At 61.7% G+C, this 12,533-nt stretch carries 12 protein-coding genes; 7 read left to right on the top strand and 5 right to left on the bottom strand.

The window, feature by feature from the left end:
- From V3C40_RS11170 to V3C40_RS11160, 3 genes are all read left to right on the top strand, one after another.
- Nucleotides 1-1,512 carry a sugar ABC transporter ATP-binding protein gene (locus tag V3C40_RS11170; RefSeq protein WP_331777454.1) on the top strand — a complete coding sequence of 504 codons (1,512 nt, stop codon included), beginning with the start codon at nucleotides 1-3 and terminating at the stop codon, nucleotides 1,510-1,512.
- Between the two features lie 20 nt (nucleotides 1,513-1,532).
- Nucleotides 1,533-2,507, top strand: coding sequence for an ABC transporter permease (locus tag V3C40_RS11165; protein ID WP_070257549.1), 975 nt, complete (start codon nucleotides 1,533-1,535; stop codon nucleotides 2,505-2,507).
- Nucleotides 2,508-2,584: 77 nt separating this feature from the next.
- Complete coding sequence (locus tag V3C40_RS11160; protein WP_070304000.1) at nucleotides 2,585-3,520, top strand: ABC transporter substrate-binding protein; 936 nt, start codon at nucleotides 2,585-2,587, stop codon at nucleotides 3,518-3,520.
- Between the two features lie 15 nt (nucleotides 3,521-3,535).
- On the opposite strand, the gene V3C40_RS11155 is transcribed toward V3C40_RS11160, so the two are convergent.
- The gene (locus tag V3C40_RS11155; RefSeq protein WP_331777453.1) at nucleotides 3,536-4,435 is read right to left on the bottom strand and encodes a LysR family transcriptional regulator; all 900 of its coding nucleotides are present in this window, start codon (nucleotides 4,433-4,435) and stop codon (nucleotides 3,536-3,538) included.
- A gap of 98 nt (nucleotides 4,436-4,533) precedes the next feature.
- On the opposite strand from V3C40_RS11155, the gene V3C40_RS11150 reads away from it, so the two are divergent.
- Nucleotides 4,534-5,601: an SDR family oxidoreductase gene (locus tag V3C40_RS11150; protein ID WP_331777452.1), complete on the top strand. Its 1,068-nt coding sequence runs from the start codon at nucleotides 4,534-4,536 to the stop codon at nucleotides 5,599-5,601.
- 121 nt (nucleotides 5,602-5,722) lie between these two features.
- On the opposite strand, the gene V3C40_RS11145 is transcribed toward V3C40_RS11150, so the two are convergent.
- Both V3C40_RS11145 and V3C40_RS11140 read right to left on the bottom strand, forming a co-directional pair.
- The gene (locus V3C40_RS11145; RefSeq protein ID WP_331777451.1) at nucleotides 5,723-6,667 is read right to left on the bottom strand and encodes an SMP-30/gluconolactonase/LRE family protein; all 945 of its coding nucleotides are present in this window, start codon (nucleotides 6,665-6,667) and stop codon (nucleotides 5,723-5,725) included.
- Between the two features lie 63 nt (nucleotides 6,668-6,730).
- Entirely contained in the window at nucleotides 6,731-6,973 is a 243-nt protein-coding gene (locus V3C40_RS11140) for an Imm32 family immunity protein (RefSeq protein WP_331777450.1), read from the bottom strand.
- A 248-nt stretch (nucleotides 6,974-7,221) separates the two neighbouring features.
- Here V3C40_RS11140 and V3C40_RS11135 point away from each other — a divergent pair, with 248 nt between their 5' ends.
- On the top strand, nucleotides 7,222-7,464 hold the full coding sequence (locus V3C40_RS11135) for a hypothetical protein (protein WP_070303981.1): 243 nt from the start codon (nucleotides 7,222-7,224) through the stop codon (nucleotides 7,462-7,464).
- A gap of 47 nt (nucleotides 7,465-7,511) precedes the next feature.
- Here V3C40_RS11135 and V3C40_RS11130 read toward each other — a convergent pair whose 3' ends face one another.
- Both V3C40_RS11130 and V3C40_RS11125 read right to left on the bottom strand, forming a co-directional pair.
- Nucleotides 7,512-8,666, bottom strand: a complete 1,155-nt coding sequence (locus tag V3C40_RS11130) for a sensor histidine kinase (protein ID WP_331777449.1) — start codon at nucleotides 8,664-8,666, stop codon at nucleotides 7,512-7,514.
- 561 nt (nucleotides 8,667-9,227) lie between these two features.
- Nucleotides 9,228-9,833 (bottom strand): hypothetical protein, encoded by a 606-nt coding sequence (locus V3C40_RS11125; protein WP_331777448.1) that lies wholly within the window; start codon nucleotides 9,831-9,833, stop codon nucleotides 9,228-9,230.
- 119 nt (nucleotides 9,834-9,952) lie between these two features.
- On the opposite strand from V3C40_RS11125, the gene V3C40_RS11120 reads away from it, so the two are divergent.
- The gene (locus V3C40_RS11120; protein WP_331777447.1) at nucleotides 9,953-11,557 is read left to right on the top strand and encodes a GGDEF domain-containing protein; all 1,605 of its coding nucleotides are present in this window, start codon (nucleotides 9,953-9,955) and stop codon (nucleotides 11,555-11,557) included.
- A gap of 134 nt (nucleotides 11,558-11,691) precedes the next feature.
- Entirely contained in the window at nucleotides 11,692-12,531 is an 840-nt protein-coding gene (locus V3C40_RS11115) for a hypothetical protein (protein WP_331777446.1), read from the top strand.
- The last annotated feature ends 2 nt before the right edge of the window (nucleotides 12,532-12,533 follow it).

The following is a 12,533-nucleotide window of genomic DNA, read 5'->3' as shown; positions in this document are numbered from 1 at the left end:
ATGAATCAATCCGAAGAGATACTGGCCCTGAACAAGGTCAGCAAGCGCTTTCCCGGCGTGCTGGCGCTCGACAACGTCAGTTTCAGTCTGCGCAAGGGCGAAGCCCATGCGCTGTGCGGCGAAAACGGCGCCGGCAAGTCCACCCTGATGAAGGTGATGAGCGGCGTGTACCAGGCCGACGAGGGAGAACTGGTCTACAAGGGCAAGGTGTGCAGTTTTTCCTGCAGCGTGGATGCGGAGGCCGCCGGCATCGCCATCATCCACCAGGAACTGAACCTGATCCCGCACCTGAGTGTGGCCGAGAATATTTTTCTGGCGCGTGAACCGGTGCGCGGCATCTTCATCGATCGCAAGAAGATGCGTGCCGATGCGCAGGCGCTGCTGGACCGGTTGAAGCTGCGCATCGACCCGCGCCAGCTGGTGAAAAACCTGTCCTGTGCGCAGCAGCAGATGGTGGAAATCGCCAAGGCGCTGTCGCTCAATACGGAAGTGCTGATCATGGACGAGCCCACGTCGTCGCTGACGGAAAGCGAGACGGGCCAGCTGTTCGACATCATCAATGAACTCAAGCGCAACGGCGTGAGCGTGGTCTACATCTCGCACCGGCTCGAGGAGATGCAGCACATCATCGACAGGGTGACGGTGCTGCGCGACGGTAAATTCGTCTGCACCGACGATTTTGCCGCCACCACCCTCGACGCCATCGTGGCGAAGATGGTGGGCCGCACCCTCGATGAAAAATTTCCCGACCGCGTCTCGACGCCGACGGCTGAAGTGCTGCTGCGCGTGACCGATTTGCACCGCAAGGATGTCTTCGGCCCGCTGAGTTTTGATTTGCGGCGCGGCGAGATCCTCGGCTTTTCCGGCCTGATGGGGGCGGGGCGCACGGAAGTGGCGCGCGCCATCTTCGGCGCCGATCCGCTCACCAGCGGCGCCATCCACCTGGGCGACGTGGCGGTCACTATCGACAGTCCCATCGACGCCATCGGCCACGGCATCGCCTACCTGTCGGAAGACCGCAAGAGCCACGGCCTGGCGATCCGCATGTCGGTGGCGGCCAATCTCACCTTGACGAATGTGTCGGGGCTGGCGAACCGTTTCGGCTTCATCGACTTTGCGAAAGAAGAGGCGGTGGCCAAGCAGTACATCGCGGCGCTGGGCATCAAGACGCCGACGTCGAAACAGATCGCGCGCAATCTCTCGGGCGGCAACCAGCAAAAGATCGTCATCAGCAAATGGCTGTACCGCGAATCGAAAATCATCTTCTTCGACGAACCCACGCGCGGCATCGACGTGGGCGCCAAGTTCGCCATCTACCAGCTGCTCGACAAGCTCGCGTCGGAGGGCATCGGCGTGGTGCTGATCACGTCCGAGCTGCCCGAGATCATGGGCATGACGGACCGGGTGGCCGTGTTCCATGAAGGGCGCATCAGCGGCATCGTCAATACGCGCGAGTCGTCGCAGGAAGAGATCATGCAGCTCGCATCGGGCCGCCAGGCAGCAATGCATTAACATCAGAAAGCCACAAGAAAATGAACAAAGAACTGATCCAAAAATTCGCCGCGCTGGGCAGCCTGTCGCTGTTGCTGCTCGTGTTTTCGCTGACCAGCAACGCCTTTTTCTCCGTCAGCAATGGCATGAGCGTGGCCTTGCAAGTGACGTCGATCGCCTACCTGGGCATTGCCGCCACCTGCGTCATCATCACGGGCGGCATCGACTTGAGTTCCGGCTCCGTGCTGGCGCTGGCCGGCGTGGCTGCCGCGCTGCTGGTCAAGAGCGGCGTGCCCGTACCGGTCGCCATGCTGGGCGGTGTCGTGGTGGGCGCCATGTGCGGCGCCGTCAACGGCTTTTGCATCACGCAACTGAAGCTGCCTCCTTTCATCGCCACCCTGGGCATGATGCTGATCGCGCGCGGCCTGGCGCTGCAGGTGACGGGTGCGCGCGCCATTTCCGGCCTTGGCGACTCGTTCGGCGAACTCGGTAACGGCGTGCTGTGGCGCATCGAGCGCGACACGGGCGGCACCTTTCCCGAAGTCGTCTTTCCCGGCATTCCGTATCCGGTGGTGCTGATGGTGGTGATCGCCGTGGCCGTCTCCATCATGCTCAGCCGCACCACCTTTGGCCGGCATATCTATGCCGTCGGCTCGAATGCGGAAGCGGCGCGCCTGTCGGGCGTGAAGGTGGGCCGCGTGACCCTGCTCGTGTACACCCTGTCCGGCGCCTTGTCGGGCCTGACAGGTTGCGTGCTGATGTCGCGCCTGGTGACGGCGCAGCCGAACGAGGGCGTGATGTACGAACTCGATGCGATCGCCAGCGCCGTGATCGGCGGCGCCTCGCTGATCGGCGGCATCGGCACCATTTCCGGCACCGTCATCGGTTCCTTCGTCATCGGCATCCTGCGCAACGGCTTGAACATGAACGGGGTATCGAGCTTTATCCAGCAAATCATTATCGGACTGGTCATCTTGCTGACCGTCTGGATCGATCAGAAGCGCAACCGCGCCTGAAGCAGCAAGCAGCACGCATGAAGTCAATCTACTAAATCTATAATTACATGAGGACGACAATGAAAACCATCAAAGCCATGTCGCTGGGTCTGTTGACCGCAGCATTTGCCCTGAGCTCCAGCGCCGCCTTCGCCGCCCCGGGCGAGATCGCCGTGATCGTCAAGACGACCAATTCCAACTACTGGCAAAACGTCAAAAAGGGCGCCACGGCCAGCGCGGCAGACGCCAAGGGCTACAGCCTGACCTTCCAGGGACCGGCCTCGGAATCGGCGATCGCCGACCAGGTCAGCATGGTGGAAAACGCCGTCACGCGCAAGGTGGCCGGCATCGTACTGGCCGCGTCGGACCCGGACGCGCTGGTGCCGGCCCTGAAGAAGGCGTGGGAAGCGAAGATTCCCGTCGTGCTGATCGATTCGCTGGTGGCCGACAGCGGCAAGCGCTATTACCAGTCCTTCCTGTCGACCGACAATGAAGCGGCCGGCGAGCAAAGCGCCAAGGCCCTCATTTCGCAGGTCGGCAAGACGGGCAAGATCGCCGTGATGTCGTACGTGGCGGGCGCCGGTTCCGAGACGGGCAGGGTGGGCGGCTTCAAGCGCTATATCGAAAAGAACTCGCAGCTGCAGATCGTCGGCACGTATTACTCGCAGTCGCAGATGGCCACGGCGCTGAACCAGACGACCGACGTGCTGGCCTCGAACCCTGACTTGAAGGGCATCTTCGGCGCCAATGAGCCAACGGCCGTGGGCATGGGGCGCGCCATCGCGCAGGCGGGCAAGGCCGGCAAGGTGATCGCCGTGGGCTTCGATGGCAATGAAGACCTGAAAAACTTCGTCAAGGACGGCACCCTGTATGCGACCGCCGTGCAGGGTTCCTACTCGATGGGCGCGCTGGGCGTGAAAACCCTCGTCAGCCTGATCGAAGGCAAGAAGGTCGCACCGTTCGTCAACACGGGCGTGGTGATCGTCACCAAGGCCAATGTGGAACTGCCGGAAGCGAAGAACGTTTTGTATTGAGTTCCATATTGCGTATCAGCTGATCGTCAGGCGCTGCTTCAATTCATTGAGCAGCGTGCCGGTCTTGGTGGTCAGCTGGCGCGCCAGCGGCCACGCGAGGGACAGCGGCAAGCCTGGCGTGGCGCAGGCCGGCAGTACTTCGACGATGGCGCCGCTGGCCAGGTGCTCGTGCACGAGCCAGGTCGCCTGCTGCGCGATGCCCAGGCCGGCCAGCACGGCGGCCGTTTGCGCCTCGGCGTCCCCCACCGTCAGGCGCGGACTGACTGTCCGCCGTTCCACCCCGTCCTCGCCGGCAAACAACCACGGCGCCGCCGTGCCGTCGCCGCGGCCGTAGGCGATGCAATCGTGGCCATCGAGATCCGCGATGGCGAGCGGCGTGCCGCGCCGCGCCAGATAGGCGGGCGCCGCGCAAAAGATCAGGCGCTCTTCGCCCAAGGGCATCTGCCCCAGCGTTGGCGGCCAGCTGCCCGGTGCGCCGATGCGCACGGCGATATCGATGCGCTCTTCGAACAGGTCGGCAAAGCGGTCGCTGAAGCTGATGGACGGCTGCAGCTGCGGAAATTTTTCGCACAGATCAATCAGCGCCGGCATCACGCGCATGCGGCCATACGACGCGGGCACGCCGATGCGCACCTTGCCTGCCAGTTCCCCATCCTGCTCGGCCAGCACGTTTTCCGCCTCGACCAGTTCCTGCAGCACGCGCTTGCAGGTGGCGTAATAGGCATGCCCCGCGCTGCTCAACTGCAAACGCCGCGTGCTGCGCTCGAACAATATCACGCCCAGGCGGGCTTCCAGGCGCGCCACGCTCTTGCTCACGGCCGAGCTGCTCAGGTGCAGTCTCTCGGCCGCCCTGGTGAAACTGCCGGCGTCGGCGGTGGCAAGAAAAGTCGCGATGCCTTTCAAGTGTTCGGACATGATTGCAGAATATTTTTCATGAATAAGGTGAAATACTATCGCGGATAAGAATTTCTGTCCGCTATATCATGGCTTTTTACACAGGCACTGGAGCATCCATGAACAAGCACGCATTGATTATCGGCGCCAGCGGCGTTATCGGCAGCAACCTGGCCACGCACTTGCTGGCGCAGGGCTGGCAGGTGACGGGCGTCTCGCGCGGCCGCACCCCCGTGCCTGCCGGTTGCGCGGCCCTGTCGCTCGACGCCACGGATGGCGCGGCGGTCAGCGCGGCCCTGGCTGGCCTGGACGCCAGCCACGTCTTTTTCACGGCCTGGGCACGCCAGGCCAACGAGCGGGAAAACATCCGCGTCAATGGCGCCATGGTCGCCAATGTGCTGGCCGCGCTGGGCTCCACCAGCCACTTGCGCCATGCGGCGCTGGTCACTGGCCTCAAACACTACCTGGGACCGTTCGACGCCTATGGCAAGGGCAGCGTGCCCGTCACGCCGTTCCGCGAAGAGCAGGGCCGGCAAGCGGTCGAGAATTTTTACTATGAGCAGGAAGACCGGCTGTTCGACGCGGCCGCGCGGTATGGTTTTACGTGGAGCGTGCACCGCCCGCACACCATCATCGGCTACGCGCTGGGCAATGCCATGAACATGGGCCTGACCCTGGCCGTGTATGCGAATCTGTGCAAGGTCGGCGGCCAGCCCTTCGTCTTTCCCGGTTCGCCCGCGCAATGGCACGGCTTGTCCGACATGACTGACGCGGGGCAGATCGCACGCCACCTGGCGTGGGCGGCCGACAGCCTCGCCGCGCGCAACGAAGACTTCAATATCGTCAATGGCGACGTGTTCCGTTGGAAGTGGCTGTGGCCGCGCCTGGCCGCTTATTTCGGCGTCGAGGCGGCCGATCTGCCCGAGGCGATGGCGCCGCTGGCCGACCGCATGCAGGACGCCCCCGCGCAGTGGCGCGCCATCGCCGAGCAGCATGGCCTGGTGGAGGCGGATGTGAGCCGCCTTGCTTCCTGGTGGCATACGGATGCCGACCTGGGGCGGCCGATGGAAGTGATGACGGACATGGGCAAAAGCCGCAAGGCGGGCTTCCTCGATTATCAGGATACGCAGGATGCCTTCTTCAATCTGTTCGACAAGCTGAAGGCGGAGCGCGTCATTCTCCGCTGACCTGGTTGCGGCCAACTATGTTGTCGGCTTACGCCGTTCCGGCTAAGCCGACCTACCGGGCCATCGTGGTAGTGCGTAGGTCGGCTTAGCGCGCAAGCGCGTAAGCCGACATCTTCACATGCTATTCGGGCTTGCGCCGCTCCTGCGCCCGCTGCCACTCCAGCCCCGGACGGTCGACGCGAAATTGCAGCAGCCGTCCCTGCACCACTTCCGTCACGTAGGCCGTACGCCCATCGGGGCCGCCGAAGGTGATGTTGCTGGGCTTGGCGCCGGGTACGCTGATTTCGCGCAGGATGCGTCCCTGAGGCGACAATTTCACCACCGTGCCCTTGCCGTAGCGCGTCACGTACAGGTTGCCGTCCACGTCCACGCGCATGCCGTCCATGCCGAAATCGTCGAACTTGATCAGCAATCGCTTGCCACTCAGGCTGCCGTCCGCGGCGATGTCGTACATCCAGATATTGCGCTGCACGCTTTCATTTACATACAAGATCTTGCCGTCGGGGCTCACTTCGATGCCGTTGGCCGTGCCCATGGTGTCGAGCGCCAGGGTCACCGTGCCGTCCTGCGCGATGCGCCACACGCGGCCCGTGTTTTCCTTCCAGTTCGGGTCGCTCGCATACAGCACGTCGTCGGCCGTGATGGCGATGTCGTTCGGCTGCGCCATGCGCGGCTCGCGCGCGTGGATGGTGAGCGCGCGCGTGGCCGGGTCGACCAGGTAGATCGTGTGTTCCATGTAGTCGGCCAAATACATCTGCCCACGGCTGCCGAAGCGGATGCCGTTGGCGATGCTGGTGCCGGGCAGGGTCAGGTACACCTCGCCAGTGCCGCCGGGACTGACCTTGCCGATGGTTTGCTGGCGCGCAAAGTTGACGGCATAGATATTGCCATCCGCATCCACGGCCGGGCCTTCGATGCCCTTGGTAAAGGAATGCGCGGGCGTGAGCGTGGTGGCGAGGAACAGCGCCTCGTGCGCGGGCTGGCTGGCGCAGGCGGACAGGCTGGCCAGCGCGGCGGCCAGCACGGCCGTGCGCAGCGACGGCAGGGCGTATCGGGTATGGTGCATCGGTGTTCTCTGTATGGCAAAGGTGGCGTATGTTACCCGACGCGCGCCAGCCGGGGCGCCTGGCTAGGCTGCCACCACGACGAGGTCGGGGAAGTCGTCTTGCCAGCCGTCCCATTCGTCTTGCAGATGGGCGTGCATGCCGGCGCGCTCTTGCGCCTGATCGAAGGTGTCTGCGCTGGCCAGCAGGAAGCGGGCGATGGCGCGCAGGGTGGCCGGATCGGCCTGGATGGTCACGTCGGAACAGCGTTGCGGGCGTTCGGACGGCGCGTTTTGCAGATAGCAGTGCAGCGATAAATGGGTGGTCATGGGTGTCAGTTGTCGATGGGCACCGCACATGATGCCACGCGCGCGCGGTATCTGTAAGGTGAACGAGCGGCAATTGACGCCGGACGGGCGGAATGGAAAAAGATGCGCGACAGGACAGCGCAATGGCCGGGTTGAGGCGTATGATGGAAATACAGATGTGGTTGCCGCAAGGCAGTGTGACCGATGCCGGCTACACGTCTTGCTGGTTTTTTTCGTGGTTTTGGCAGTAATGACAACGAGGAGACATCATGGACAAACCCGAATTCATCCTGGCCGCCAAGGCCATGGAAACGCTGGAGATGTATCAAACGTTTTATGGCCACTCCAGCGAATACCAGGCGCACCAGCAGGAAGTACTGAAACTGCTGCGCCACAAGGGCGCCTCCCTGCTCGTGTCCGAGCATGGCCCGGCGAAATTCCTGCTGGCCTTTGCCGATGCGCTGGAAGCGGCCAGCTTGCCGGGCGAGTATGTGCCGCTCAGCCGCAGGTAGGACGAGCCCGTCCCGGCAGGGGATGCAGATATCTGCCGGGATAGTCCTTAGCCGCCGTTTCCCTCGCCGCTTAGCGATACCCTGGGCAGGCGCACGGTAAATATCGTGCCGCTTTCCAGGCTGGACTCGGCGCCGATGGTGCCGCCGTGCGCGCTGGCGATTTCACGCGCGATAAACAGGCCCAGGCCGATACTGGTGGCATTGGGTGCCTTGTGATCGTCGGAAATGGCCAGCTGGACCAGCGGATCGAAGATGCTCTTCAGCGACGCTTCCGGGATCTGGCGGCCGAAATTCTTCACTTGCACCACGGCCGTATCGGCATCGCCGCAAGCCGTGATGGTCACCGGCTGGTCGTTGGTGCGGTATTGCGCGGCATTGTTGAGCAAATTTGAAAACAGCTGGGCCAATCGGGCCGCATCGAAGTCACCGATCATCTCGCCCGTAGTACTCAGTTCGAACTTGCATTGCGGGTGAGCGGCCGAGGCATCCTCGACGGATGTCTTGCAGATTTCCCCCAGGTCGCCCAAGGCGGGTGAAATAGGCATGTGTCCTCCCAGCTGCGTCCTGGCGAACTCCAGCAGATCGTTGACCATGGTTGTCATGGTGGCCGCGCTGCGGGCAACCCGCGCACCGATCTGCACCGTGGAAGCGGAGGTCGCGCTCGGCCTGCTCAGCAGCGCACCGGCCATCGTCATCGTGCTCAGCGGACTGCGCAGATCGTGGCTGAGGATGGCGAGAAAGGTATTGCGGGTGCGGTCGCTCTGCTGCGAGTAGCGTATGGCCGATTCCTGCAGCGCCTGGTCTATCGCTTCATTGAAGCGCAAGATGTCGTCCGTTGCCGTTTTCGACGTCACCGACACCTGTGCCATCCACAGCCGCAGTACGCTGGCCCGCATCGCGCGAAATTCCGCCGTCAGCTGCGGCAGCGTGAAGCCGATCTGCTGGCGCAGCGAGCCGTGCGTGGCGGCGGCCGTTTCCTTGCCCGTTATTTCCGATACGCCCGTGGTCGATTTCTTTTTTCGCTGCGCCGCGTTCTCGATGACATCCATGTCGCGCACGATGGTTTGCAGCATCTGCTTGGCATGATCGCGCAATTCCGCTTTCGAGATGGCGGCCCCCGGAATGGGCAGCGACCTGGCGAAGAGTTCCCACTCTTCCAGGATCGGCTCCAGATGGCCGGTAATAAAGCGTGATAGTTTCACGGTGGACCAATGCGTTGATGGAAGAGGAGCCAGTGTACGCTGTTGAGCTGAGGGATGGGGGATTGGGTTCTGCTCTGGGTGTCATATGCAGGTAGAGTCGCTCAGGCGGAAGAATTCGGCTGGATGTGCGCCGGTACAAGGAGGAGGGCCCTGGTTGTAGCTGTGCCAGGCAGCGCCCAGGCTAGCAGATTGCTCCATACATCCCTTTTCCCGTACGCAGGTCGAGTCCGAAATAGCATTGGTATGCCGCCCCTTTTGTATGAACGCAGGTAATATCTCCCCTGCGCCGCTCACGGTAGTCAGCCGAGGAACTGCACGCCTGTTCCTGTTTTATATCGGGGCCGAGCTGAGCAAACAGTTCCCTTGCCAATTCCCCTTTGACCATGATTGCCACTTTCCGGTCGTTTCGCGTGGGTGGCAGCATTTCGGACAGCGTTCCGCCGTAGATCTGATAGTCACCACGCAAGGGCCTTGGTTCGCCAGTCCACGCCCGCTGTTTGTCGGCCGCGTGTGCCGTTGAGAATAGAGCGAGCGCCATGGCGCAGCATGCAAGCTGAGTAGTCATCCATGCTCCCTGATTTCAATATGAAGATGGTCGTCGTGTCCTTTCAGAGACCGCACGCGCCCGCCACCGATCGTCTTTTGTATCTCTTCATCGTTAAAGAAGACCTTGGTGACCATTGGATGCCGCAGAAACAGCTGTATCAATTTGATAGTAGCGCTCCGGTCATACACGCTATCAAAGCGCGACACGCGTGCGGACTGGCCTTGCAGTTTGTCCTTCCGCAAGGGGCGTAAATCCATTTCAATGCCTTTTCTGTGGCTGACATGCTTGTCGTACGCTAATCCTTCGGCGATGCTGATATTCCCGATACCAAATTTCCTATCATCAATTGCCTGCCATTCACGTTCGGTGTAAAAGATCAGGGATAGCAAGCTGGGGTGCGCATATTGGGCCATATGGCCGGAATTTGGCATCCGGTGCAGATTGCCATAGACGTAGTACCCGGCATCTTCCGGAGCTTGCGGCAATATAAAAAACCCGCGCTTATCCCTGGGCTGAACTGCAAGCATGGTCAACTCCGCTACGCGCAACGGTGGGGGAGTTGGCATTGTTTCGTATTTCTTTCCATCGGGAATTGCGGTGTCGCAAACTGTGGCGAACACGAACCGGATTCATCAACGCCATGGTGGTAACTTTTTTATATCGTTTTTGTGACGATGTGTGAGTATGTTGCCGCCTATTTGGTGCACACTTTGCCGGATATAAATCCGGGAGTGCCGCCATGGCCAGGTCACGCAGCTTGCCGCCACGATTGCTGGGAGCTGGCTTTCGTGGCTTTTCCTTGCTGCCGCTGACCATCTCATTTGTCGTGCTGGTGTGCCTGTCGCTGCTGGCGATCCAGCTATGGATGACCTTGCGTGCACGCGAAGTGCAACTCGATGAAGCGGGGCGCGAAAGCGCTAACCTGGCGCAAGCTGTTGCCCAGCATGCCTATGACACCATCAAGGAAGCCGATACGGTGCTGGTCGGATTGGTGGAGCGGGTGGAAACAGACGGTGTTTCCGATCCTGAACTGGCCCGTATGCACAAGTTGCTGGTGAACCGTGTCGCCGAGCTGCGCCAGCTGCACGGCATCTTCATTTATGCCAGCGATGGCAGCTGGCTCGTGAATTCTCAGAAAACGCTGTTGAGCAATCTGAATATTGCCGACCGGGATTACTTCAACTACCATCGAACGCATGCTGATCGAGGCCCGTATGTCGGCCCTCCCGTGCGCAGCAAATCGACGGGCGGCTGGATAGTCACCGTGTCGCGGCGGATCAATATGCCTGACGGCAGCTTCGGCGGCGTGGCGCTGGCGACCATCGATATGAATTATTTCAGGCTCTTTTATGAACGCTTTTCGATAGGTGAAAAAGGCGCCATTTTCATTGCGAATGGACAGGGCATTCTTTTATTGAGACGGCCGTTCGACGAAAGTTTGCTGGGACGCGATCTGTCGCAATTTCCCGTATTTCATGATTATTTGCCCAAAGGTCCTGTCGGGACGGCCGTGATCCGGTCGCGAGTCGATGGTGTGACGCGTATCAATAGCTATCGAAGAGTCGAGGAATACCCGCTGGTGGTCTCCGCCGCGCTGTCGCAGGATGAAGTGCTCGCTGCGTGGCGGCTCGATACGGTGATGCAAAACGCGGTGGGTGGCGTGCTGGTGCTGCTGATTGCCTTCATCGGATACCGCGTGGTGCGGCAGATCGATTTGCGGGTCAAGAGCGAGGCGGGACTGGTCGAGGCGCGCAATGAACTGGAAATGATCAATGAAACCCTGGCCCGCCTTGCCAGCCAGGATGGATTGACGGGGCTGGCGAACCGGCGCCACTTCGACCAGTCGCTGCTTGCCGAGTTCAGCCGTGCGCAGCGTGAAGACAGCTCACTTGGGCTGGTGTTGATCGATGTCGATTTCTTCAAGCAATACAACGATATCTATGGCCATGTGGCTGGCGACGAGTGCCTGAGAAAAATCGGCAAAGTGGTCGGCTACAGCATGCGCAGGCCGGGCGACCTTGCGGCGCGCTACGGCGGCGAGGAAATGGTCATTTTATTGCCAGGAACGGAGTTGCCGGGCGCATTGGCGGTGGCGGAAGGCGTCCGCCAGGCCGTGCAATCGCTGGGAATCGAGCATAGCGGCAATGCCCTCGGCGTGGTGACGGCCAGCGTCGGCGTGGCGGCATTTATGCCGAAGCACCTTGAAAACCAGGCGGTCGAACTGGTTGAACTGGCTGACACTGCACTGTACAAGGCCAAGGCATTGGGGAGAAATCAGGTCTGTTATGAATCGTCTAGTGAAATTGCCGCCGAGCAGGCCGCGACTGCCTTTGCGTTTCGATAGCCATTTTTGAAGATGGATGGGCGGGTGCGGCTTTGCGCTGCGTCCTGTGCGGCGCGTGCGCCAGCCTTGTCCATGTACAATCGGCAACATCCGGATCGACGTATCCGCCCCTTCACTGCGGAGTACGCACTAGCGTGACACCAACATTGCAAACCTGGCTGCGGGCCTGGCGGGAAGCCTTCACGTGCGTCGGCCTGGGCCTGCGCGATGCGCGTCATGCGGGCCTGTGGTGGCGTTCCGCGCTGTGGTGCATGGCGGTCGTGGCGCTGTGGCTGGGACTGTATAGCTACTTTGGCCGTTTTTTTGTCGAGCTGAGCGCCATGCTGGCGCTGGTGTCCGTCACCGGCTTGCTGGGCCTGGGTGTGATGGATGGCGTCGGGGCGCTGGCCAACGGGCCTGCCACGGTGTCGCAGATGGGCAATATCGCTGGCGGCCTGGGCAGCGCTGTCAAGGCCATGCTGTCGATCGGCCAGATCGCCCTGGCATTGCTGGCGCTGGCTGCTTTTTTCTATGTCATGGTCTTTATCGTCGGCGCCATCGGCACGGCGCGCCTGCCGCTGCGCTGGCTGTTGCTGGAGCGCGCCAAGGTGGTGGTGGCGCGGCGCTATGTCGCGTGGGCGCCGCCGGCCGGCCTGGATGCATCCGCCGCGCGCCCCGCCTGGCGGCGTGGCCTGCTGCTGCTGCTTTCCCTCCTGATTCCCGTGTGGGCCATGTGCGTGCTGATTTCGTACTTGCTGGCCTGGAACGTCCAGATGGTCTACGGCGCGGCGGCCGAAGAGGTGCTCGGCGCGGAACAGCAAGCGGCCTTGCGCCGCGGACAGCGTCCGGCGATTTTCGCCCTGGGACTGCTGTTGTGCTTGCTGATGCTCGTCCCGGTTCTTAATTTACTGCTGCCAGCCTTGCTGTGCACCAGCGTTTGCCATTTGCAGCGCCGCGGCTGGCGCGCAACGGGAACGTCAATCAACGTGGAGTGAAG

This window comes from Janthinobacterium sp. LS2A, from assembly GCF_036543145.1.
Taxonomy (GTDB): Bacteria; Pseudomonadota; Gammaproteobacteria; order Burkholderiales; family Burkholderiaceae_D; genus Janthinobacterium; species Janthinobacterium aestuarii.
Note: the sequence above shows the minus strand (reverse complement) of the source record. Positions and strands in the feature narration are given on the sequence as shown.